Origin of the sequence: Cohaesibacter gelatinilyticus, assembly GCF_900215605.1 — a bacterium.
GTDB lineage: Bacteria > Pseudomonadota > Alphaproteobacteria > Rhizobiales > Cohaesibacteraceae > Cohaesibacter > Cohaesibacter gelatinilyticus.
The window spans coordinates 2,103,771-2,127,528 of the sequence record NZ_OBEL01000001.1 but is presented as its reverse complement, the minus strand read 5'-3'; the positions used below and the strand labels follow the sequence as shown (position 1 = coordinate 2,127,528).

Below are 23,758 nucleotides of genomic sequence, written 5' to 3'. Positions count from 1 at the left end.
CAAGGAAAACACATAAATGGATTTTCGTCAATAAAATGTCGATAAAATGTCATTGAATTATTTCTTGATGCAGTGGATTACGCGTGCGAAAACGGATTTCATCGCCAATTTTGTGCTTATAAAGTATCGACGGATAAAATAGGAGGGTTCTGAATGAGCAAGGATAATGAGAATAGACAAACCACGGCTTCCATTGGGCCAGTTGTCGGGTCTTCTCATCTTGCCGAAGGGCGCAAGCCATCACTTTCAGAAGTGGAACTGGCACTTTCCATGTGTGGTAACGGGTTCCATCGGTGGATTACACGTTGCATGGCTGCTGCTGGTGTCGCCGATCTTGGATCGCTGGATGTGCTTGTGTTGCATTCGATCAATCATCGTGGTCGCCCTAAAAAACTGGCGGATCTTTGCCTGATCCTCAATATCGAGGATACGCATACTGTCAATTACGCCCTCAAGAAACTTCAGTCCATGGACCTTGTCGAAAGCGCCCGACAGGGTAAGGAAAAGGTCGTTGCTATTACTGACAAAGGAGAAGCGCTTTGCATACGTTATAAAGAAGTGCGGGAAGCCTTGTTGTTTGAGGCTGTTGATGCCGTGGGGCTAAGCGAGGAAGACCTCAGTCGGGTTGCGGCACTTCTGCGCTCTCTTTCCGGTCAATATGATCAGGCCGCACGAGCAGCGGCCTCGCTTTGATCTGAATTGATTTAATTTTTCTGGCCGGTGCCCTCGTAAAGGGCAACAGACTCACCTAAGTTGACGTGAGAAAAGCGTTTGGTGAAGCGATCTTTAGGGGCAGCGAATGAGCATCTGGAGCCAGATCGGAAATCTGATTGAGGATATCCGTCAAAGCGAAGCACTGACTGCCTTTGTCGACAAGCTTACCTCCGCTGTCCGAGGGCTTGGGGCCGGGCTGGACCGCAAACAACTGACCTTTACCATGGCGATGATTGCGCTTTCCGCAAAAATGGCCAAAGCGGATGGCGTGGTGACGCAGGATGAGATTTCAGCCTTTCGAGATTTGTTTGAAATTCCTCCAGGAGAAGAGAGTAACGTAGCTCGTCTTTTCAATCTGGCGAAGAAAGATGTCGCAGGCTATGACTCCTATGCTCAACAGATCGCACGTCTTTATGAAGAAGATCGTGATATTCTGGAGGATATCGTCGATGGACTTTTTCATATCGCCAAGGCTGATGGTGTACTTCACAGCAGTGAATTGAGCTATCTGGAACATGTGGCCGAAATCTTCGGAATTACCGAGCGATGCTTCGAGCGCATCAAAATGCGCCATGTGGATGAAGGAAAGCAGGACCCTTATACCATCCTGGATGCCGAGCGACACTGGACCGACAAGGATATCAAAAGTCACTATCGCAAACTGGTGCGGGAAAATCATCCGGATCGTCTGATCGCCCGGGGTGTTCCGGAAGAGTTCGTACGGATTGCCAATGACAAGCTGGCTGCGATAAATCATGCCTGGTCGATGATTGAGCTGGAACGAGGACTTAAATAATCATGGAAATAGTGAGTGCTTGCCCGTGCGAGCCTATGCCATCGCCCAACTTTGGCGAGCGTAATGATGGTCGTGCCATCGATATGTTGCTGTTGCATTATACTGGAATGGATGACGACATGCAGGCGCTGAACTGGCTGTGCAATGCAAAGAGCGAAGTGTCCTCACATTATTATGTTCATCGCAACGGTGATATTGTTCAGCTGGTTGATGAGAGCAAGCGTGCCTGGCATGCAGGACAATCCTATTGGAAGGGTGAAACAGATATCAATAGCTGTTCCATAGGGGTCGAGATTGCCAATGCAGGTAACGAGGAATTCACAGCCCAACAGATAGCCAGCGTTCTGATGCTCTGTCGTGATATCATTGAGCGGCATAATATTTCCGCTCATCGGGTACTGGGTCATAGCGATGTTTCACCAGGTCGCAAGATTGATCCGGGTGTGATGTTCCCGTGGCCCGTACTGGCCTCTCGCGGGGTGGGGCACTGGGTTGAACCAGAGCCAATTTCCGATGGCCGTTTCTTTCAGAAGGGCGACGAAGGGCAGCCAGTGCAAGCATTGCAAAGCATGCTGGCCATCTATGGTTACAAGATTGATGTCACTGGTGTGTTTGACGACCAGACAGAGATTGCTGTCGCTGCCTTCCAACGCCATTTTCGATCGGAAAAAGTGGATGGTGTGGCCGATGGTTCGACCATCACCACCCTTTACAAGTTGAGCTCCTCTTTGCCTGCACTCTAGAGAGATTGGCTGCTTCGGCTTCAAGGAACTTCACCGATCTGATTTAGCGAGTCGGGCCGGTAATCTTCTCGATGCTTGGCGATACGGGAATGCCGTCGCGAAGCTGGTCATCGTTGATGGCCTCACCAAATTGCGTGGTGATCGGTACAATGCCAGCCCAATGATCGAGCGCATAATCTTCGTCATCGTCAACAGGCATGCCTGAGCGGCATTTTGCTGCTGCCTGCTCGATGGTAAGCGCGATGACGCTGGTCGCATTGGCTTCCTTTTTTGTCATGTCCCGGCATTCATCCCATCGACCTGGCATCATGTGATCGGTGATGGCCACAAGAGCGTCGTACTTCTCGTCTTCATCTTCCACCAGATGCGCGGTGCCGTGAATGTTGACGGAACGAAAGTTCATCGAATGATGGAAGGCGGAGCGGGCCAGTACCAGACCATCAACCAAAGTGACATTCAGACAGGCGGGAATGCCTTGTTTTAGCTGCTTGAACATGCGGGTGGCTTTGGCGCCATGGATATAAATCTTGTCGTCAATGCGGCCATAAACCATGGGAAGGCAAATGGGGTCGCCATCATGAGAGAAAGCGACATGGGCGATCAAACCTTGATCCAGAATGGTGTGAATGGTGTTCTCATCATAGCTTGCACGCTTGGCATTACGAATTTTGTTTATCTTGGTCACGGCAAGGGTCTTCATCCCATTGGTCCTTTTGGTCGGGTGATTTTTGAGTCTTTTGGTTGCGTTTGGTCTTACTAATATCGATAAAATGCGCTATATGAAGGGCCAAAGATAACATTATCGAGGAACCAATCATGTTGCTTGCCGGACAAATCACACTTCAGCGTGACGAAACCGAGAGCCTGTCCCGGCAGATTTATGGTCAGATCCGTGGTCAGATTGAAGAAGGTCGATTGATAGCGGGAGTGAAATTGCCAACCAGCCGCTCTCTCGCGCAGGATTTGAGAGTTGGCCGAAACACCGTAATGGCTGCCTATGAACAGTTGGTCATGGAAGGATTTCTGGTTGCGGATGGACGTCGCGGCACCAAGATCAGTGAAGCATCTCGAGGTTTTGAAGGGCAGGGGGAGCCGCGAGAAAGAGCGCTCTCATCTGACAATATTGCCAAGCCCCGTCTCGCCAAACAGGCTCATGATATGATTGATGTGCGCAGACGAGAGCATCCAGCTTTTTACAGCTTCCAACCTGGCTTGCCCGAGTTGCGCAGTTTTCCTCATGATTTGTGGGCGCGGCATTTGCGACGAGCAGCTCGGCAAATGCAGTTGCATCCTGACATGGGGGGCTATGGTAATTATTCAGGTTTGCCAGAATTGCAGGACGCGATCATCGAGCATGTACGTTTGACCCGTGGGGTGGTGGCTGAGCCCGAACAAGTTTTGATCCTGTCTTCGGCGCAAGCGGCATTGGATCTTGTTAGTCGGTTGCTATTGGATGCCGGCGATCCAGCCATGATGGAGGAGCCTGGTTACAGCGGTGCTTTGGCGGCTTTTCGTGGTGCCCAAGCGGAGCTGCGTCCTTTGAAGCTGGATGATAAAGCGCCGTTTGCCTGTCTGCCGGAAGGATTCGATCCCAAACTGATATATGTCACTCCGTCGCATCAATTTCCTACTGGGCGTTTGATGGGGTTGGAAGAGCGACTGGCGCTTCTGCATTATGCGGAACGAAGTAGCAGTTACGTGCTGGAAGATGACTATGATAGTGAGTTCCATTTCAAGGGAACGCCTATTGCCAGTTTGCAGGGATTGGATCGGCAGGAACGTGTCATTTATATGGGTACCTTCTCTAAGTCTCTGATGCCAGCGCTGCACGTGGCCTATTTGATCATGCCGCCGAAATTGGTATCTCCCGCCACTTCGATGCATCGAAATATCGGTTCGGCCCCGGCGGTGGTTCTGCAATATGCCATTGCGTCCTTCATGCAAGAGGGGCAATTTCGTACCCATATTCGCCAGATGTGCCTTTTATATCAACAAAGACGAGAGCATTTGCTTGCGGCATTGGAGCGTAACTGTGCCAATGCTTTGTTGCCAACCCAGCAGGATGGTGGGATCCAGTTGCTTGGCTATTTGAGCGATCAGCTATTGAAGCAGGGATGGGATGATCAGAGCTTATCTCATCATTTGAGAGGTCACGGAATCGAAAATAGTCCCTTGAGCAGTTTCTATTGGTCCGGGCAGATGGATCGGCGACAGGGTTTGTTCCTTGGTTACGCAGCTTCCAGTCTCGATGCGATTGATGCGCAGGTGGAGTTGATGGCCAAGCTGATAGCAGAGCGTTAATCCTGCCAGATAATGTTATGCCCTGAATCCATCGTGATGATACCTGAATGCTTGACCTGAGGGCGTGAAAGCCTTACCTCACAGGAACCAGTCGGTCGGGCAGCCGCTTCGGTGTCGCGAAAGCAATCCGAGGAGGAAAGTCCGGGCTCCATGAAAGCACGGTGCCGGGTAACACCCGGCGGAGGCGACTCTAGGGAAAGTGCCACAGAAAGCAAACCGCCTGATCTTGTGTCAGGTAAGGGTGAAAGGGTGAGGTAAGAGCTCACCGCGCGACCAGCAATGGAAGCGGCAGGGTAAACCCCACCGGGAGCAAGACCGAATAGGGACAGTGCGGTTTCGCCAGCCTGCTTTCAGGCCAGCTGTCCGGGTAGGTTGCTTGAGGCATGCAGCAATGTATGTCCCAGATGAATGGTTGCCGCGCAAGATTTCTTGCCATACAAAACCCGGCTTACAGACCGACTGGTGCTTTTTCTTGTAATATGACGCCAATGATGTTTTAGCGCGTTGATGCCATCAAAACGCTGCCTCCAAGCAAGAAACCACCGCCCATGAAACCGAACTTCTGCTGTGCCCTGGCACTTTGGAAGCGTTTTCGGGCATGTGATGCAATGGTTGCATAGAAACCAAGGATTACGGCGACAATCACAGTTGATGTGGTTGTGACGATTACAAACTGGGAATAGATATTTCCCCCGGGTTCCAGAAATTGGGCAAGAAAGGCCACATAAAAGAAGATGGCCTTTGGATTCAGAATGGCAGTGAAAAAGCCCGCTCTTGCACTGGCCAGATTGGCTTGTGTGTTGGTGTCGAGCGTGGGGTCGGACTTGAGCTTGCTGGCATCATAGATCTGGTGACAGCCGAGATAAGCCATATAGAACACACCTGCCCATTTGACTATTTGGAACAATTCTGCAGAGGCGGCCAGAATTGCGCCCACACCGAGAAGTGAAAGTGCGATCAAAACCACGCCGCCTAGTAACTCGCCGAGGATACAGAGAAAAGCTTCTTTTCTTCCTTTGGTCAGTGCAATGCCAGTGACCATCAGAACGCTTGGGCCGGGGATGAGACAGATGAGTGTATAGGTTGCCACAAAGGCCAGCCATAGTTCGAGTTTCATCAAGTTGCCCCTTTACAGTTCGGAATGTTGGCCATTGCGTTGTTTCGGACAGGCAATATCAAATAACCGATATCTTTTCGTGTGCACTTTTGTCTGTCAATGCGTGATTGCTGAAGTGATTTGTATTGCAAATTTCTCAGATATGGGCTGATACGGGGAAATACCTCTCTTTCTCATGAAACGAATATGTTTCCCCATATTTCAAAATTTTTCTCATTTTTGCGCAGATCTGCAATCTGATCCGTAACTAATTGTTAATCATGGTTTTTTAGAATTGTATGGATGGTTTTTGCATTGTGATTCCCATCTGAATCCATTGACGCCCATCATTCCCCATGATATCCCATATCTAGATGCATCATGCTGGGACTCTGTTCCGGTTTTGATTGTGTCTTTAGAAATGACCTGAGATTTTGCATTTGCCAGCGGCGGACAATGCGAAATCTCAGGGATTAGCAGGCTGTTTGGTTGCTTGAGGCGAGGCTGGATGGACGAATTCGTGTCCAAATATGTGAATCGGCTGGATTCAAAGGGGCGGGTATCCATACCGGCTGCTTTCCGGCAGATTTTGGCTCGTGATGGCTATGACAATCTGTTTTGCAGTCCATCTCTGGAAATGGATTGCGTTGATGCAGGCGGGCAGGGTTTGCGATCCGCGATTGATGACTATCTCAATGCCTTCGAGGTCTTTTCTGAAGAACGGGAAATTCTGGCCACCACTTTGCTGGGTGAAAGTGAAGCCTTGAAAATGGACAAGGATGGTCGTGTTGTTCTGAGCGAAACGCTTAAAGGCCATGCAGGCATTGATGACAAGGTTGCCTTTGTTGGTAACGGGTTCAAGTTTCAGATCTGGAATCCTGAACGTTATGAAACCTATCGCTCCGATGCTGTCGAACGTGCGCGTGCTTTGCGCAAGAGCCTGACTGCGCAGCGCCAGACCAGTCGGATGGCGCGTGTGGCGCAGCCATCGACAGCACAATCGTCCCTTGGTTCCAAAAGAGATGGCGAGGGGGCGGAATGATGGCGCATCCCACTTCAGATGATGAAATGGTTGGCGGACCGACGCGTCATGTTCCAGTGCTTTTGCAAGAGGTGCTTGATACTTTGTCTCCTGAAAAGGGACAATGGGTTCTGGATGGTACCTTTGGGTTTGGTGGCTATTCCAGTGCAATCATGAAGGCTGGTTCGAATGTGCTTGGGGTTGATCGTGACCCGGAAGCAGCGGTGCGCGCTACGGTCCTGCAACAGACATTTGGATCACAGTTGAAATTCCAGGCCGGTTGTTTCGGTGAGTTGGCCGAGATTGCAATGGAGCAAGGTCTGGCACCTCTGGATGCTGTGGTGCTGGATATCGGTGTTTCCTCCATGCAGTTGGATGATGCGCACCGTGGTTTTTCGTTCATGCAGGATGGTCCGCTGGATATGCGGATGGCTCAGTCCGGAGCCAGCGCTGCAGACGTGGTCAATGGCTATGAGTCCAAGGAACTGGCGCAGATCTTCAAGCAGCTGGGTGAGGAAAAGCAGGCGCGACGTATCGCTGAAGCCATTGTTACCCAACGTGCACAACAATCATTTGAGACCACTTTGGATTTGGCAAATTGTATTGAAAAAGCCGTTGGCCGCAAACCACAGCAGAAAATTCATCCAGCAACTCGTGTCTTCCAAGCATTGCGCATTTTTGTCAATGCAGAGCTGGATGAGTTGGTAGATGGGCTTGTGGCTGCCGAGAAATGTCTCAAGCCTGGTGGCCGTTTGGTGGTGGTGACTTTTCATTCGCTGGAAGACCGGATTGTAAAGCGTTTCTTTCAGGAGCGTTCGAAGAAACATGCAGGTGGGTCTCGGTATATGCCGGAGCAAGAGCTGGCCGAGCCGAGCTTCGAGATGATTGTCAAAGGGGCTGTTGGACCGGGTGATGAGGAGTTGGAACGAAATCCTCGTGCGCGGTCAGCGAAATTGCGTGCAGCTTATCGTACGGAAGCGCCAGTTCATGATTTGGATGCACGAGCCTTGGGTTTGCCGCGGTTGTTGGCCGATAATCGAGTGGGAGAGATGTGATGGGACGATTGATCAATCTTGTTCTGTTCGGCGGTGTGCTCTTGGGGGCCTTCTGGCTGTACCAGGTCAAACAGCAGGCGCGTGAGACCGAAGGACAGATTGCCACTCTACAGCACCAGATTGCTGTAGAGAAAGAAGCTCTCCTCCTTCTGAAGGCTGAGTGGAGTTATCTTAATCGTCCGGAACGCGTGCAGAATCTGGCCAAGCGCTTTGCTGATCAGTTGGGGCTGAAAGAGGTCAAGGCTTATCAGATTGGTGAGGATGCGGACTTGCCGGAACGTGTGGCCAGTCGAGATGGTGCTGGTGATGCCGGACCTGAAACTATTGATGAATTGTTGGGTAAAGCAAGTACCCGGCCAAAACCGATGAAACAATGATGGGGGTGGAAATGGCGGATACATCCCAAACAACTGGCGGATTGATGGGTTCTGACGACTCGGTGGCTTCACATTTTGATTTTGAGGGTACCAACAAGGTGCGTTCCGAGGCGACACGTGGTCGCATTCGTTTGGCAATACTGGTTTTTACCTGTTGTTTCGCAGTGATGACAGGTCGATTGGTGATGCTGGGTTTCGATAGCCCGGAGCCCGAGGCACAGCGCAACTCTGCGCAAGAGGCCATGGCTGCGGCCCGTCCCGATCTTTTGGACCGGAATGGCGAAATTCTGGCGACCGATATCAAAACGGCTTCCATTTTTGCCGAGCCGCGCCGAATTGTCGATGTTGATGAGGCGGTTGATGCTATTCTGAGTGTTTTTCCTGATATTGACGGGGAACGTCTGCGTAAGCGTTTGGCCGGAAAAGGTAAGTTTACCTGGATCAAACGTGAGGTGACACCGCGTCAGCAGCAGGCAATGCATGAAGCCGGTATTCCTGGTATCGGGTTTTTGTCAGAAAATCGTCGGTTCTATCCAGCTGGCCCCACGGCTTCCCATATAGTGGGTCTGGTCAATGTCGACAATGAAGGCATTGCCGGGATGGAGAAATATGTTGATCAGTCCGGCCTGTCAGTTTTGCATGATCTGGGCTTTGCTCGTGATAGCAATCAGGAGCCGGTGCAACTTTCCATCGATTTGCGTGCTCAGCATGTGTTGCGGGATGAGCTTGGCAAAAGCATGACCAAGTTCAAGGCGATTGCTGCTTCCGGGATTGTCATGAATGTGAATACCGGTGAAGTGATTGCCATGGCATCCTTGCCAGATTTTGATCCGAATGATCCCAAGGATGTGAACAAGCCAGATCGCTTGAACCGTATTACAGCCGGTGTGTATGAGATGGGGTCGGTGTTCAAGACCATCACCACTGCCATGGCGCTGGATAGTGGTAAAGTGCGCATGCGGGACAGCTTTGATGCGACACAGCCAATCAGGGTGCGTGGGGGAACGATCAGTGACTTTCACGCCAAGAAGCGCATTTTGTCCGTGCCGGAAGTCTTTATCTATTCTTCCAATATAGGCACCGCCAAAATGGCTTTGAAGATTGGTAAGGAAGAGCACAAAAACTTCCTGAAACGTGCTAATTTGCTTGATCGCTTGCAGACCGAATTGCCGGAAGCGCGTACGCCGTCCTTTCCGAAGCGTTGGACAGATTTGTCTACCATGACGATTTCCTATGGTCATGGTCTGACCGTTGCTCCGATTCAGGTTGCAGCCACGGCAGCAGCGTTGGTCAATGGTGGCAAGTATATCAAGCCAACCTTCCTGAAACGTAGCCGGGAGAAGGCGCGTAAGATTGCTCAGCCGCTGGTGAGTGATGAGACAAGTGCTTCTATGCGGTATCTGATGCGCCTGAACACTCTGAAGGGTTCAGGTAAACGCTCAAAGGTTGACGGATATCTGGTTGGTGGCAAAACAGGGACCGCCGAGAAGGTGGAGAATGGCCGCTATTCCAAGGACAAGGTGTTCAATTCCTATCTATCCGCTTTTCCGATGGATAAACCAGAATATGTGGTTCTGGTCATGCTGGATGAGCCAAAGGGTTTGAAAGAGACCTATGGCTATGCGACGGCTGGTGTGAATGCTGCACCTCTGGCGGGCAATGTTATCCGCAGAATTGGCTCAATGTTGGGGGTTTCGCCTCGTTTTGGTCAAAAGATTGTTCCAACTGTCGCCGCATCCTTTTAAAGCTGTGAGATATTCATGAGCTGAATGGCGTTCGGGAGCCTGCTTTTATGTTGTTGCGAGACCTTTTTGCATCCTTGCCTTTGATCCAAAAACAAGGAGACAAGGCATGTTTGGACCAAAAGGTCGCGGGGCTGAATGCGGATAGCCGAAAAATAGAAACTGATTTTCTGTTTATTGGTGTTCCTGGTAGTCAGGTCGATGGAGCGCGGTTTCTCGAACAAGTGATCGAAAAAGGTGCTCTTGCCGCTATCATCTCTGATGCTTCTGACATCCCTGCAGAAGGTGTCCCTGCAGAATTTCCAATTTTCTGTTGCGCGGATGTGCACGGAGCATTGGCTACGCTTGCAGGCGCATTCTATCCCATATCCTATGAAAAGATCGCGGCTGTCACTGGTACGAATGGGAAGACCTCAATTGCCTCTTTCTTGCGTCAAATTTGGGCAAGTGCTGGTAAGCGTGCTGCCAATATTGGCACTATTGGCGTTGAAGGGCCCAATGGCGCCAGCTATGGAGGATTGACAACGCCGGATCCTGTTGGTTTGCTGCAAAGTGTACAGAGGCTGGAGGAAGAGCAGGGCGTAACCCATCTGGCGTTGGAAGCCTCCAGTCATGGGCTCGAGCAAAAACGCCTTGATGGATTGAAGGTCGATGTCGGGGCCTATACCAACCTGACCCGGGACCATCTGGACTATCATAAAACGTTCGAGGCCTACCGCGATGCAAAGTTGCAACTCTTTACGCGTTTGGTAAGAAAAGACGGTACGGCTGTCATCAATCTTGATGATGATCATAGCTCCTACTTTCTGGATGCTGCCAAAGCGCGTGGCTTGACCTGCCTCACCCTGGGTGAAACGACAAGTGCTGATCTGCGTATCAAATCGATTTCCTTTGATGGTGAGAAACAGATTGTTTTGCTGACTGGTGTTTGGGGAAACGTTGAAGCGCATATCCCTCTGGTTGGAACCTTCCAGGCTTCGAATGCTCTGGTGGCTGGATTGATGGCCTACGCTTCGGGTCTGTCAGTTGGAGAAATACTGAATGCTCTGTCTCAGCTCAAAGGAGCTTGTGGTCGTATGGAGCTGGTTGGTAGAACCGGGCAGGGCGCACCGATCTATGTTGACTATTCCCATACTCCAGACTCTCTGGAGACTGCTTTGAAGGCTTTGCGCCCATTCACCAAAGAACGGTTGATTGTGGTCATTGGTGCTGGAGGAGATCGTGACCCCGGCAAGCGTCCCATGATGGGCAAAGCTGCAAATGATTATGCTGATTTTGCCATCGTCACCGATGACAATCCTCGTTCGGAAGACCCGGCCCTTATCCGCAAGGCGGTAATGGAAACAGTCGAGACTGGCTGTGAAGTTGCTGGACGATATGATGCCATTGCCAAGGGCGTGTCCATGTTGCAAGCGGGCGATATCTTGCTAGTGGCAGGTAAAGGACATGAGCAGGGTCAGACCGTGAAAGGTGAGGTTTTGCCTTTCTCAGATCACGAGGCAGTGCAGCAAGTTCTCAAAGAACATAATGAAGGAGCTGCATCATGAACCATCTCTGGACCGCTTCAGATTTCTCGGATGCCGTAGAGCCTATCTCTCAACCCGGCGAGATCGGCAACGTCGATGGGGTTTCCATTGATAGTCGTTCGATAGGCAAAGGAGATGCTTTTTTTGCGATCAAAGGTGATCGCTTTGATGGACATGCCTTTGCATATTCTGCTCTTGAGGCCGGAGCTGCTGTGGTGGTGCTGGAAGAGGCACAAAAATCCGACTTTTCGAACCTCTCGGAACGTGTTGTTTTTGTTGATGATGTTTTAAAAGCACTTGAACGTTTGGGGCGTGCCGCCCGTAAGCGAACCAAAGGCAAGATCATCGCTGTGACTGGCAGTGTCGGTAAGACCAGTACGAAAGATGCTTTGCGCAAAGCGCTAGAGCCGTCCGGTAAAGTGCATGCAGCCGTCGCGTCCTTTAACAATCATTGGGGGGTGCCGCTGACGCTGGCACGAATGCACGCGGATAGTGATTTCGGTATTTTTGAAGTTGGTATGAACCATAGTGGTGAGATCAGGACCTTGATCGATATGGTACGGCCCGACATTGCCATTGTCACTACTGTGGTTGCGGCTCATATTGGTAACTTCAATAGCATTGATGAAATTGCTGTTGCCAAAGCTGAGATTTTTGAAGGTGTGGTATCGGGTGGTTCTGCACTTGTGAATGGCGACAATGAATTTGGCGATTATCTGGCCAAGCAAGCGGCGTCTTGTGGAATAGAGAATATCCATCGCTTTGGCTCTGATGCCGAGTTTGATGCCAAGCTCTTGAAAGCAGATTTGCGAGCAGATGGCTCAGACTTATCCATTTCCCTGTTTGGCGAGCAATATCGGGTGCATTTGGCAGCTCCAGGAGCCCATTTGGCACAAAATTCGCTGGCGGTTTTAGCTGTGGTTCATCTGGCAGGTGCTAATGTGCCCGCTGCCATTGCTGTTTTGGCAAGCCATGGAGCAACCAAAGGGCGGGGCGAGCGGCATGAATTGTCGATCGGCAAGGGAACTGCCTTGTTGATTGATGAAAGCTATAATGCCAACCCAAGTTCTGTTTCCGCAGCACTGGAAACACTGGGGTTGGGATCTGGCAAAGGTAGTGGTCGTCGTATCGCTGTTCTCGGTGACATGCTGGAGTTGGGCAGCGACGCTGCTGCGCTTCATATGAGTTTGAAAGAAATGCTTGTCGATGCTGGTCTGGACAAAGTCTATTTGTGCGGGCCAATGATGCATCATTTATGGGAGTGCTTGCCCAAGGATATGCAGGCGGGCTATGGAGAGCGCTCACAAGATCTGATTGCTCCTTTGAAGGAAGACTTGCAAGAGGGTGACATGGTGATGGTCAAAGGGTCGTTGGGCTCTCGTATGGGTGTCATTGTTGCCAGTTTGCTGGAAAGCTATAAGAATTAGAAGAGTTGAGTCGCGGCAGGGAAAGGCCATTTAAAGATGCTGATGTATCTCGTTGAATTTTCGGACTTTATTTCCGGGTTGAACGTTTTTCGCTATTTGACCTTTCGAACAGCCGGAGCCATCATTACGGCTCTGTTGTTTGTTTTCCTGTTTGGGCCAATGATTATCCGCTCCCTGCGGAACCGTCAGGGTAAAGGCCAACCTATCCGTGAGGATGGGCCGCAAAGCCATCTGGTGACCAAAAAAGGCACCCCAACGATGGGTGGCTTGATGATCCTTTCCGGCCTTTGTATGGCAACTTTGCTGTGGGCAGATCTAACCAATCCATATGTCTGGATCGTGCTGTTTGTAACGGTTGGCTTTGGCTTGATCGGTTTTTATGATGACTTCCTGAAGGTCTCCCGCTCGGATCATAAAGGCTTTTCTGGCAAGATGCGCTTGTCTATTGAGGCCTTGATTGCTGGTATGGCCTGTTTTGCAGTTGCCCAGCTGGGTGAAAGTGCTTTTTCCACTTCCGTGACTTTCCCTTTCTTCAAGGATGTTTTGCTTGACCTCGGCTGGTTCTTTGTGCCGTTCGGTCTGTTTGTGATCGTGGGTGCAGGCAATGCGGTGAACCTGACTGATGGTCTTGATGGTTTGGCCATTGTGCCCGTGATGATTGCGACGGCCACGTTTGGCGTGATCGCTTATCTTTCTGGTAACGAGATTTTTGCCGATTATCTGCAAATCCATTATGTGCCGGGGACTGGTGAGTTGCTTGTTCTATGTGGTGCAATGGTTGGGGCTGGTCTTGGTTTTCTCTGGTTTAATGCACCACCAGCGGCAATCTTCATGGGCGACACCGGATCGCTCGCATTGGGTGGCATGTTGGGCTCTATTTCTGTTGCAACCAAGCATGAGCTGGTTTTGGCTATCGTTGGCGGTTTGTTTGTTTTGGAAGCGGTCTCTGTGATCATTCAGGTGGCTTCCTTTAAGTTGACCGGTCGTCGTGTGTTTCGTATGGCGCCAATCCATCATCATTTTGAGCATAAAGGTTGGACAGAGCCACAAGTTGTGATCCGTTTCTGGATCATTGCGGTGGTGCTGGCTCTGATCGGACTGAGTACCCTGAAACTGCGTTAAAATTGGCCAACGGTATTTGGTCAGACATATTTTGTGGCAGTGGCTCTGAGCCATCGTCAACGACAAGTTAGAGGCAAGGCATGATCGCGCTCACTTCCTTCAAAGGCAGATCCGTGGCCGTATTCGGTTTGGGGGGTAGTGGGCTATCCTGCCTGAATGCGTTAAGTGCTGGCGGTGCGCATATTCTTGCGTTTGACGATAGTGAAGAACGCTGCGCTGTCGCGGCCAAAATTCCCGGCGTCACCATTCTTGATTTGCGTGAAGCGGACTGGCGTAGCATTGATGCGCTTGTTCTGTCTCCCGGCGTGCCTCTTACCCATCCTGAACCACATTGGAGCGTGAGGTTGGCGCAGGATGCCGGTGTTGAAATTATTGGCGATATTGAATTATTTGTCAGGGAGCGGAACAAGCAGTCTCCGTCCTGTCCCTTTGTGGCAATTACCGGAACCAATGGTAAATCCACCACCACCGCGCTGATCTCTCATATTTTGAAGCAGGCTGGTTTTGACGTTCAGATGGGTGGCAATATCGGTACGCCTATTCTGGAGCTTGAACCCTTTGACGGGCAGGGTGATGCTGAGCGTGTATATGTGATTGAAGTTTCCTCTTATCAGATCGACTTGGCCCCAAACCTGAATCCATCGGTAGGCTTGCTGCTCAATCTCTCTGCAGATCATCTGGATCGTCATGGCACTATTCAGAATTACGCGCAGATCAAGGCACGCCTGGTAGCTCAATCAAAGAATGCCATTATCGGAGTTGATGATCGCTATAGTGCAAATATTGCGTCCAATTTGCGTGTCAAAGGCAATGATGTCGTGGCCATTTCAGGCTTTGCCAATGATCGCGCAGGAGTGCGTGCTCCGGATGGTTTCCTGCAGAGCAAAAGTGATGGGTTTTTGTTTAATCTGGATCAGGCACGTGCCTTGCGCGGGAGCCATAATGCTCAGAATGCAGCAGCGGCTGTGGCCATTGCCCAGACCTTCAATCTTACCCCATCGCAGATTGCCAAAGGTCTGACCAGTTTCGGTGGACTGGAACACCGCATGGAAGAGGTTGGTCACGGTAAGGGCTTTCTCTTCATCAATGATTCCAAAGGTACCAATGCTGATGCTGCTGCCCGAGCGCTTGGGGCGTTTCCAAAAGTGCGCTGGATTGCTGGTGGCCTTGCCAAAGAAGGTGGAATTGATGGGCTCGTTGATCATTTTGATCGGATTGACTGTGCTTATCTGATTGGCGAAGCGGGTGCGGATTTTGCTGAAACCTTGAACCAGCATGGGGTGCCGTTCAAGGATTGCGGAACATTGGATCGGGCGCTTGATGCAGCCATCGCAGATGGTGAGGTTGCGAGGGCTGATGGTGAGAGCATGGAGGAAGTCATTCTACTTTCACCAGCATGTGCATCCTTTGATCAATATCCGAATTTCATGGCCAGAGGCGACGCGTTCAGAGCGAAGGTTTCGGCCTATCTGAATGATGAAAGTGAGACCCAAAGCCAAGGAATGGCATGATGCGGCGAACGACGAAGAACCGATTGACGGAATGGTGGTGGACAATTGATCGGCCCATGCTGCTGGTTCTTGTTCTTATGTTGTTTGCTGGTCTGGTATTGTCCATGGCAGCCAGCCCGGCTGTTGCCGAGCGTATTGGTCTGGACAGCTTCCACTTTGTCAAACGTCATGCGATGTTCATTCCTGTAGCAATTGCGATCATGATTGGCATTACCTTTCTGGAGGCAAGAGCCATTCGCAGACTGGCTCTTTTGGTGCTGGTCGGTTCGCTTATTGGAATGGTATTGACGTTGCTCTTCGGTTTTTCTGCCAAAGGGGCGCAGCGTTGGGTTTCGATTGCCGGTTTCTCATTGCAGCCGTCTGAATTTCTTAAACCGGCTTTTGTTGTACTGGCAGCATGGTTGTTTGCCGAGAATGATCGCAGACCCGAGATACCGGGTAACCTCTTTGCCATTATCCTTCTGATGGTCGCTGGCGCGCTTTTGGTGGCACAGCCAGATATCGGTCAGACAATCTTGCTGGGGGCGGTTTGGTCTGGCCTTTTCTTCATGGCGGGGATGCCACTATTCTGGATTTTTCTATTACTTGGATTAGGTATGGTTGGTTTAACGGCGGCCTATATGTTTCTTCCGCATGTTAACGGACGTATCAATCGTTTTCTGGATCCAGCAACCGGTGATACTTTTCAGGTAGACAAGGCCATGGATTCGATCATACGGGGCGGATGGCTCGGCACTGGTCCTGGCGAAGGTATGGTGAAACGGATTTTGCCGGATTCTCACACCGACTTTATTTTCGCGGTACTGGCTGAAGAGTTCGGGATCATTGTTTGTCTTGTTCTGGTTGGGGCTTACATTTTCATCGTTGTGCGTTCATTGATGCTGGCTTTGCGCTCTCATGATCTTTTCAAGCGCCTTGCAATTGCCGGATTGGCTATCTTGTTTGGATTGCAGGCTGTGATCAATATTGCCGTAAATTTGCAATTGATGCCTGCAAAGGGTATGACGCTGCCTTTCATCTCTTATGGCGGTTCGTCTCTCTTGTCTGTGGCTTTGGGAATGGGTTTTTTGCTGGCATTGACCAGACGAAGGCCCGAGGTTGGGCAGCGCAACGACAATTGATGAATAATGTGGATTGGGTACTTTATCAATCCGGTCAAATTTGAATGGAGCCTTGCGTCTCGCGAGGAAAAGAATGGAAAAAGTAATTGTTCTGACCGCTGGCGGTACCGGGGGGCATCTATTCCCGGCTCAGGCTCTGGCGCATGAATTGGATGTGCGTGGTTGGCAGGTGCATTTGGCTACCGATGGCCGGGCTGAGCGTTATGGTCACGATTTTCCGGCACAGAGCGTGCGCATCATTCCTTCTGCTACTCCGTCCGGCAAGAACCCTATCAAGATGGCAAAAGCGGCTCTGACGCTGGCAAAAGGTTTCTTCATTGCACGCAAACAGTTGAAAGAGCTGAAACCGGCAGCTCTTGTCGGCTTTGGTGGCTATCCGACAGTTCCTCCCATGTTGGCGGCAGCCAGCCTTGGTATTCCGACTTGTTTGCATGAGCAAAATGGGGTGCTTGGTCGTGCGAACAAGTTGTTGGCACGTAGCGCCAAGGTCTTGGCCGCAAGCTTTCCAATTCTAAAGGGTGGTGAGCCATTCAAGGAGATTACCACCTTGACCGGCAATCCGGTGCGTCCAGCTGTGCTGGATGCGGCATCCAGTGACTATCCTGCATTGGATGCTGATAGTCCGTTGAAATTAACTGTTTTTGGTGGCAGTCAGGGAGCGCGCTTCTTTAGCGAATATATGCCGGGTGTGATCGGACGTTTGCCGGAAGCAATGCGATCCCGGATCAAGCTTGTTCAGCAATGCCGTCAGGAAGATTTGCCCAAAGCGCGCGTTGCTTATCGAGAGCTGAAGATTGATGCCGAGATCTCACCTTTCTTTGCCGACATGCCTGCAAAGATTGCGGATAGCCATCTGGTCATTTGCCGCTCTGGTGCTTCTTCGGTGAGTGAGCTGGCAGCCATAGGTCGCCCGTCCATCCTTGTGCCCTTGCCAGGATCTTTGGATCAGGACCAGAAAGCCAATGCGGAAGTTCTTTCCAATGCCGGCGGCGCCTGGATCATGGACCAGCGTGGTCTTCGTCCAAACCCGATTGCAGATTTGATTGAAGATTTATTTTCCAACCCGGACAAGCTGACAGCTGCGGCAGATGCTGCGCGTAAGCAAGGGCGGCCCGATGCGGCTGAACACCTTGCTGACCTTGTCGAAGGGCTGGTATCAGAGACAGGAGTTGTCCAATGAAAATGCCTCAGAATATAGGTCCCGTCCATTTTGTCGGGATTGGTGGCATCGGTATGTCCGGCATTGCCGAAGTGTTGGTTCGCCTGGGCTATACGGTTCAGGGCAGCGATTTGTCGGAGAGTGCCAACGTATTGCGTCTTCGGGAGAAGGGCATCGAGGTCAAAATCGGTCATGCGGCTGAGAATATTGACGGTGCCCAAGTCGTTGTTGTCTCTTCTGCCATCAAAGCCGATAATCCGGAGTTGAAAGAAGCGCGGGCGCGCTTGCTGCCGGTTGTTCGTCGTGCTGAAATGCTGGCCGAACTGATGCGTTTCAAATCTGCCATCGCAGTTGGTGGTACACATGGCAAAACCACTACGACATCCCTGGTTGCCGCATTGTTGGACGCGGGCCATAAAGATCCAACCGTGATCAATGGCGGTATTATCAATGCCTATGGCACGAATGCTCGTATGGGCGATGGTGATTGGATGGTTGTCGAGGCTGATGAGTCAGATGGAACCTTCGTCAAGCTTCCTGCCGATGTGGCTGTGGTGACCAATATTGATCCCGAACATCTGGATCATTATGGTGATTTTGAAGCCGTGCGCGCGGCTTTTGCCTCCTTTGTCGAGAATGTGCCTTTCTATGGCTTTGCGGCCATGTGTCTGGATCATCCGGAAGTCCAGTCTCTGGTTGGTCAGATTGAAGATCGTCGTATCGTGACCTATGGCGCCAATCCGCAGGCCGATGTGCGCTATTCTGATCTGCGTTCCGAGGGCGGTATCAGCCGCTTCACCATTACGATCCGCAATCGCCAGACGGGTGAAGAAGAAGAGATTACAGGTCTCACTCTTCCAATGCCGGGCGAGCACAATGTGGCCAATGCGACAGCTGCGATTGTAGTCGCTCATGAGTTGGGCATTCCAGCTGATGATATCCGCAAAGGTCTGGCGGGTTTTGGCGGTGTGAAGCGTCGCTTTACACGCACCGGTTCCTGGAACGGGATAGAGGTGATTGATGATTACGGTCATCACCCGGTTGAGATCCTGGCTGTTCTGGATGCTGCACGTCAGGCCAGTCAAGGTAAGGTCATTGCTGTTGTTCAACCACACCGTTACAGCCGTCTTGAAGACCATTTCGAAGACTTCTGTACCTGCTTCAACAATGCCGATCATGTCCTGGTGGCCGATGTTTATGCAGCTGGTGAGCAGCCAATTGAAGGCATTAGTTCCGAAAGTCTGGTTGAAGGACTGAAGGGTCATGGTCATCGCCATGCCTCTTTGCTGGGTGATGAAGCTGGTCTTGCTGGGCGTGTTCGAGAAATTGCAGAGCCGGGTGATTATGTTGTTTGCCTTGGAGCTGGCAACATCACGGCTTGGGCCAATGCACTGCCGGAGCAATTGATCAAGCTGGCTGGAGAATAAGAGAATGGCTTTCCCTGATTTGCTGGAAACATTGGGTGACTGGACCTCTGAAATTAAGGGCCGCCTGCAGTCCAATTTCTCGCTGGCGCCATATACCTGGTTTCGGGTTGGTGGGGCTGCACAGTTGCTGTTCAACCCGGCGGATGAAGCGGATCTGGCTTTCTTCCTGAAGAATTTACCTGCTGATATCCCTGTCACAGTCATTGGCCTTGGCTCGAACCTTTTGGTGCGTGAAGGTGGCGTGGAAGGTGTGGTCATTCGTCTGTCCGGTAAATCCTTCAGCGCCATCGAAGTTGATGGGAATTACAAAGTGCATGTGGGTGCCGCGATGCCGGATATGCGTTTTGCCACCCAGATGGCCAAACAGGGTATTGCCGGTTTTGCTTTCTATAAGGGTATTCCTGGCAGCATTGGTGGTGCGTTACGCATGAATGCTGGCGCTCATGGGGCTGAGACAAAGGAGCGGCTGATATCCGCACGTGCTGTGGATCGTCAAGGAAATGTCCATATTCTGACACCGGAAGATCTGAAACATGAATACCGTTCTTGTGGTGTGCCAGCTGATTTCATCTTCACCCAAGCGACTTATCAGGGTGAGGCAGGAGACCCGAATGAATTGAAAACCGAGATGGATGAGGTTTCCACCTATCGTGAGGAAAACCAGCCAACCAAGGAACGTACCGGAGGGTCTACTTTCAAGAATCCGGATGGGCTGAGTGCCTGGAAGTTAGTGGATGAAGCAGGTTTTCGTGGTTTTGAGCTGGGTGGAGCACAGGTTTCGCCCAAACATACCAACTTTCTGATCAATACTGGTGACGCGACTGCAGAAGATATCGAGCGTCTTGGCGAGATGGTGCGTGGCAAGGTGCGCAAGCAAACCGGACTTGAGCTGCATTGGGAGATCAAGCGTATCGGCTGTCATGCGGAGGGTGTCTCCATTCCAGAATTTTTGGAAGATGGTGAAGCCTGAGCGTCTCCAAAACCCAACTATATTTCAGACAAATTGAGGCGGCCTTCTGGTCGCTTTTTTTATGCTAGAGAGAGAACGTTCAGATTTGATTCATTTGACATGATTCATGGTCTTCCTGACTGTGATTTTCACTTGAGAATTGTTCTTTTTTATCTCTGTGCATCTTTTAAAAAATATGCCGGTTCAAAGATTTTATTAGGTTTTGTTAACCATAATGGGTCCAAGTAGATGCAAATTGCATTGCAAGTCGCATGAATGCCTTTTTGCCACTGTCAGCTAACAAATGGCTATTCAGTCGGCTCGATTGTGATTTGTGAATGAGGAAATGATTATGACGAAACATGTTGCGGTTTTGATGGGGGGGTGGTCTTCGGAACGCCCGGTTTCGTTAAGTTCCGGGGCTTCTTGTGCAGAGGCTCTTCGGGAGGCTGGATATAGGATCTCCGAAGTGGATGTCGATCGCAGCATTGCACAGGTTTTGGCTGAGTTGAAGCCTGATGTGGCTTTCAATGCATTGCATGGTCCGTTTGGTGAAGATGGCCGGATCCAGGGCCTGTTGGAAATTCTTGATATTCCCTACACTCATTCCGGTGTGCTGGCATCTTCATTGGCTATGGATAAGCAAAAAGCCAAGGATGTCATGAAGGCAGCGGGGATTCCGGTTGCAGAAGCCAAGGTCATGCATCGGCTAAATGCTGCAAAAAAGCATGTCATGAAACCACCTTATGTGGTCAAACCTGTCTCCGAGGGATCCAGCTTTGGTGTTCTGATTGTTCTGGAAGGGCAGGAACATCCACCGCAAGAGCTCTATTCCTCTGATTGGCCCTATGGCGATATGGTGATGATTGAGCGCTATATTCCCGGTCGGGAACTCACCTGTGCGGTCATGGATGGTAAGGCAATGGATGTGACGGAAATTATATCCACAGATCATGCCTTCTATGATTATGACGCAAAATATGCGCCGGGAGGCTCTTCGCACATTTTACCGGCCCAACTTAAACCGAATGTTTACGAATATATACAATCGTTAACCTTAACCGCGCATAAAGCTCTTGGATGCCAAGGTGTTAGTCGAGCTGATTTTCGGTTCGATGATAAAGGTGACGGGGAAGGTGAATTGATCTGCCTGGAAGTGAATACACAACCAGGTATGACGCCAACCTCACTCGTCCCGGAGATCGCTCTTGAAGCAGGCATGAATTTTGCGCAACTGGTTTCCTGGATGGTGGAGGACGCTACGTGCGACCGCTGAAGGCAAATAAACTGACTGAGCAGCAGCGGGCTATCGCCACAGCTGGCAAGGGGACATATTCTCATGGCCCTTTGGCACCACGTGCTGCTGCCTATGAGCAGCGCCGCCTTCCTGCCTATAAGCGGATCATTCCAGCTGCTGAAGCCTGGTTGCCTCGTGGGATTGGCTGGGGTTTGTCCATTGGCTTTCTCAGTTTGACCTGTCTTTATGGGGCCTCCATTAGCGGTGGAAACCAAACCGCATTGGAGCGCGTCTCCTCTGTCATGGGATTGAAAGTGGATTCCGTTTTGATTTCCGGCCAGAAGGAAGTCAGTGAAGCAGAGATCCTGAATGCGCTGGCGCTGAATAGCGAAAGCTCACTGCTGACTTTTGACGCCTATGCCGCACGCAAAAACCTGGAACAGATCAGTTGGATTGCCGAAGCCAAAGTGCAAAAGCTTTATCCGAACAAGTTGCAGATCGTGGTCGAAGAGCAAAAGCCGTTTGCTCTGTGGCAACGCGGGCAATATGTCTCGCTCATTGCTTATGATGGATCGGTAATTTCCGACACCATCGAACCCGAATTCAAGTCCTTGCCTTTGGTTGTTGGTCATGGTGCTCAGCGTCAGGCTTCAACCTTGTTCGAGCTTTTATCCAATTATCCGTCGCTGGCCCGCAAAATTCGTGCGGTTGCCTATGTCGGTGAACGGCGCTGGGATCTGTATTTGAAGAATGGCGTCTTCATCAAGCTACCAGAGCAGGATATTGCATCTGCGTTGGAGAAAGTCGTGGCTTTTGATGAAGACGGGAATTTGTCCCGCAAAGACATCATGTCAGTTGATTTGCGACTGAAAGATCGCACCTTTGTGCGAATGGGTAAGGATGCCGCTGAGAAACGCCGTGCCATTTTGCGTGATCTTGGTGCCAAATTGCCCAAGGAGGTGGAGGCATGATCCATACTCCGTGGAACAAACGTGATATGCGTGCGCGTGGTCTGAACCAGAAGCGCTCGTCCATCATCACGATTCTTGATATCGGTTCAAGCAAGGTATGTTGTATCATTGCGCGCCTGACACCACGTCCTGCGGGCGAGGCTTTGCGCTATCGCACCCATCATGTACAGGTGTTGGGGTTTGGTTTGCATCAAGCCAAGGGCATGAAATCCGGTGTAATTGTCGATCTCGAACAGGCTGAGAATTCCATTCGCCTGGCGGTAGATGCGGCGGAACGTCAGGCTGACATTACTGTTGAGAGCCTGATCGTCAATGTGTCTTGTGGGCGTTTGTCATCTGATACGTTGAGCGCTACCGTGTCTCTGAATGGACATGAAGTGGATGATGCGGACATTCGCCGTGTGTTGCACGCCGGCGCAGAGCATCTTCTGACCGTTGATCGCTCTGTTGTGCATTCCATGCCTATTGGCTATTCACTGGATGGCGGCAAGGGTATCCGTGATCCACGCGGTATGCTGGGTGATGAGCTTGCCGTTGATATGCATGTGGTAACAGCACAATCTGCTCCGCTGAAAAATCTTGAGCTTTGCGTCAATCGTTGTCATCTGGAAGTGGAGATGATGGTGGCAACACCATATGCTTCCGGTCTTGCCTGTTTGGTGGATGATGAAGCTGAACTCGGGGTTGCGTGTGTTGATATGGGTGGTGGCACGACGACCCTTTCCATCTTCATGGATGGTCAGTTTGTGCATTCCGACGCTATCGCAATTGGTGGAACTCATGTGACCATGGACTTGGCGCGTGGCTTGTCAACCCGTTTGACGGATGCCGAGCGGATCAAGACGCTGCATGGCAGCGCCTTGTTGTCCTTATCGGATGATCAGGAATTGGTAGCAGTGCCTCCGGTTGGAGACGATGATCGGGACTTGTTGAACCAAGTGCCAAAAGCCGCGTTGACACGGATCATTCGTCCGCGTGTCGAAGAAATTCTGGAACTGGTCAGAGATCGACTGCAGGCCTCGGGTTTTTCCGCCCATGTTGGCCGCCGTGTGGTGCTGACCGGTGGTGCAAGCCAATTGACCGGTATTCCGGAAACAGCGCGTAGAATGTTGGGTCGCAATGTGCGCCTTGGGCGTCCATTGGGTATTGCGGGTCTGCCGGAGGTGGCCAAGGGGCCAGCCTTTGCAACCGCCGTTGGACTATTGATTTATCCGCAAGTCTCGCAAATCGAGCAATTCGAGAGACTGGCGGTAAAACCGAGATTAACTGGGACAGATGGCTATTTTTCCCGTGTTGGTCAGTGGCTTAAGGAGAGTTTCTGAGGATTGATGATCAGATTTAGGCGTGAAAAGCGTGCTTGGTTATTTGATCAGAATCAATGGCTTGGGGTATATTCATTTCAAGTGATTCGCCCCACTGCTTAATCAGGACTCTGAATTGAAATTGGGACGAAGCTGTTCGAG

Annotated in this window: 21 protein-coding genes and 1 other RNA gene; 20 read left to right on the top strand and 2 right to left on the bottom strand. The window is 50.9% G+C overall.

Annotation, left to right across the window (positions count from 1 at the left end; translation table 11 throughout):
* Positions 1–153: 153 nt before the first annotated feature.
* From CRO57_RS09660 to CRO57_RS09650, 3 genes are all read left to right on the top strand, one after another.
* Positions 154–693: a winged helix DNA-binding protein gene (locus tag CRO57_RS09660; protein ID WP_097153040.1), complete on the top strand. Its 540-nt coding sequence runs from the start codon at positions 154–156 to the stop codon at positions 691–693.
* Positions 694–799: 106 nt separating this feature from the next.
* The gene (locus tag CRO57_RS09655) at positions 800–1,510 is read left to right on the top strand and encodes a TerB family tellurite resistance protein (protein ID WP_097153039.1); all 711 of its coding nucleotides are present in this window, start codon (positions 800–802) and stop codon (positions 1,508–1,510) included.
* A 2-nt stretch (positions 1,511–1,512) separates the two neighbouring features.
* Positions 1,513–2,253, top strand: a complete 741-nt coding sequence (locus CRO57_RS09650) for an N-acetylmuramoyl-L-alanine amidase (protein WP_097153038.1) — start codon at positions 1,513–1,515, stop codon at positions 2,251–2,253.
* A gap of 43 nt (positions 2,254–2,296) precedes the next feature.
* Here the strand turns inward: CRO57_RS09650 and CRO57_RS09645 are convergent, their stop codons facing one another.
* The gene (locus CRO57_RS09645; RefSeq protein ID WP_097153037.1) at positions 2,297–2,953 is read right to left on the bottom strand and encodes a pyridoxamine 5'-phosphate oxidase family protein; all 657 of its coding nucleotides are present in this window, start codon (positions 2,951–2,953) and stop codon (positions 2,297–2,299) included.
* Positions 2,954–3,069: 116 nt separating this feature from the next.
* Here CRO57_RS09645 and pdxR point away from each other — a divergent pair, with 116 nt between their 5' ends.
* Together pdxR and rnpB are read left to right on the top strand one after the other, a co-directional pair.
* Positions 3,070–4,554 (top strand): MocR-like pyridoxine biosynthesis transcription factor PdxR, encoded by a 1,485-nt coding sequence (gene pdxR, locus CRO57_RS09640; RefSeq protein ID WP_097153036.1) that lies wholly within the window; start codon positions 3,070–3,072, stop codon positions 4,552–4,554.
* Positions 4,555–4,641: 87 nt separating this feature from the next.
* Positions 4,642–5,021, top strand: an RNA gene (rnpB, locus tag CRO57_RS09635) — RNase P RNA component class A.
* Between the two features lie 29 nt (positions 5,022–5,050).
* Here rnpB and CRO57_RS09630 read toward each other — a convergent pair.
* A complete protein-coding gene (locus CRO57_RS09630; RefSeq protein ID WP_097153035.1) occupies positions 5,051–5,671 on the bottom strand; it encodes a LysE family translocator in 621 nt (206 codons plus the stop codon).
* A gap of 487 nt (positions 5,672–6,158) precedes the next feature.
* Between CRO57_RS09630 and CRO57_RS09625 the strand changes: the two genes are divergently transcribed.
* The 15 genes from CRO57_RS09625 (at position 6,159) to ftsA (ending at position 23,617) form a co-directional block, all read left to right on the top strand.
* Positions 6,159–6,692 (top strand): division/cell wall cluster transcriptional repressor MraZ, encoded by a 534-nt coding sequence (locus CRO57_RS09625; protein WP_097153034.1) that lies wholly within the window; start codon positions 6,159–6,161, stop codon positions 6,690–6,692.
* Positions 6,689–7,726: a 16S rRNA (cytosine(1402)-N(4))-methyltransferase RsmH gene (gene rsmH, locus CRO57_RS09620; RefSeq protein WP_097153033.1), complete on the top strand. Its 1,038-nt coding sequence runs from the start codon at positions 6,689–6,691 to the stop codon at positions 7,724–7,726. Before CRO57_RS09625 ends, rsmH begins: the two co-directional genes overlap by 4 nt.
* On the top strand, positions 7,726–8,103 hold the full coding sequence (gene ftsL / locus CRO57_RS09615; protein WP_097153032.1) for a cell division protein FtsL: 378 nt from the start codon (positions 7,726–7,728) through the stop codon (positions 8,101–8,103). The genes rsmH and ftsL overlap by 1 nt, the downstream gene beginning before the upstream one ends.
* Before the next feature lie 11 nt (positions 8,104–8,114).
* Positions 8,115–9,848 (top strand): peptidoglycan D,D-transpeptidase FtsI family protein, encoded by a 1,734-nt coding sequence (locus CRO57_RS09610; protein ID WP_244580045.1) that lies wholly within the window; start codon positions 8,115–8,117, stop codon positions 9,846–9,848.
* Positions 9,849–9,895: 47 nt separating this feature from the next.
* Entirely contained in the window at positions 9,896–11,392 is a 1,497-nt protein-coding gene (locus tag CRO57_RS09605; protein ID WP_097153031.1) for a UDP-N-acetylmuramoyl-L-alanyl-D-glutamate--2,6-diaminopimelate ligase, read from the top strand.
* Entirely contained in the window at positions 11,389–12,798 is a 1,410-nt protein-coding gene (locus CRO57_RS09600) for a UDP-N-acetylmuramoylalanyl-D-glutamyl-2,6-diaminopimelate--D-alanyl-D-alanine ligase (protein WP_097153030.1), read from the top strand. Before CRO57_RS09605 ends, CRO57_RS09600 begins: the two co-directional genes overlap by 4 nt.
* A gap of 36 nt (positions 12,799–12,834) precedes the next feature.
* On the top strand, positions 12,835–13,920 hold the full coding sequence (mraY, locus tag CRO57_RS09595) for a phospho-N-acetylmuramoyl-pentapeptide-transferase (protein ID WP_097153029.1): 1,086 nt from the start codon (positions 12,835–12,837) through the stop codon (positions 13,918–13,920).
* An 80-nt stretch (positions 13,921–14,000) separates the two neighbouring features.
* Entirely contained in the window at positions 14,001–15,431 is a 1,431-nt protein-coding gene (gene murD, locus CRO57_RS09590; protein WP_097153028.1) for a UDP-N-acetylmuramoyl-L-alanine--D-glutamate ligase, read from the top strand.
* Positions 15,428–16,552 (top strand): FtsW/RodA/SpoVE family cell cycle protein, encoded by a 1,125-nt coding sequence (locus CRO57_RS09585; protein ID WP_097153027.1) that lies wholly within the window; start codon positions 15,428–15,430, stop codon positions 16,550–16,552. The genes murD and CRO57_RS09585 overlap by 4 nt, the downstream gene beginning before the upstream one ends.
* A 73-nt stretch (positions 16,553–16,625) precedes the next feature.
* Positions 16,626–17,732 (top strand): undecaprenyldiphospho-muramoylpentapeptide beta-N-acetylglucosaminyltransferase, encoded by a 1,107-nt coding sequence (murG, locus tag CRO57_RS09580; protein WP_097153026.1) that lies wholly within the window; start codon positions 16,626–16,628, stop codon positions 17,730–17,732.
* Positions 17,729–19,138, top strand: coding sequence for a UDP-N-acetylmuramate--L-alanine ligase (gene murC / locus CRO57_RS09575; protein ID WP_097153025.1), 1,410 nt, complete (start codon positions 17,729–17,731; stop codon positions 19,136–19,138). The genes murG and murC overlap by 4 nt, the downstream gene beginning before the upstream one ends.
* A gap of 4 nt (positions 19,139–19,142) precedes the next feature.
* Positions 19,143–20,108 carry a UDP-N-acetylmuramate dehydrogenase gene (gene murB / locus CRO57_RS09570; RefSeq protein ID WP_097153024.1) on the top strand — a complete coding sequence of 322 codons (966 nt, stop codon included), beginning with the start codon at positions 19,143–19,145 and terminating at the stop codon, positions 20,106–20,108.
* Positions 20,109–20,436: 328 nt separating this feature from the next.
* Positions 20,437–21,363 carry a D-alanine--D-alanine ligase gene (locus CRO57_RS09565; RefSeq protein WP_170956031.1) on the top strand — a complete coding sequence of 309 codons (927 nt, stop codon included), beginning with the start codon at positions 20,437–20,439 and terminating at the stop codon, positions 21,361–21,363.
* Positions 21,351–22,295 (top strand): cell division protein FtsQ/DivIB, encoded by a 945-nt coding sequence (locus CRO57_RS09560; protein WP_097153022.1) that lies wholly within the window; start codon positions 21,351–21,353, stop codon positions 22,293–22,295. Before CRO57_RS09565 ends, CRO57_RS09560 begins: the two co-directional genes overlap by 13 nt.
* Before the next feature lie 26 nt (positions 22,296–22,321).
* Entirely contained in the window at positions 22,322–23,617 is a 1,296-nt protein-coding gene (gene ftsA / locus CRO57_RS09555) for a cell division protein FtsA (RefSeq protein ID WP_097153316.1), read from the top strand.
* Positions 23,618–23,758 lie beyond the last annotated feature (141 nt).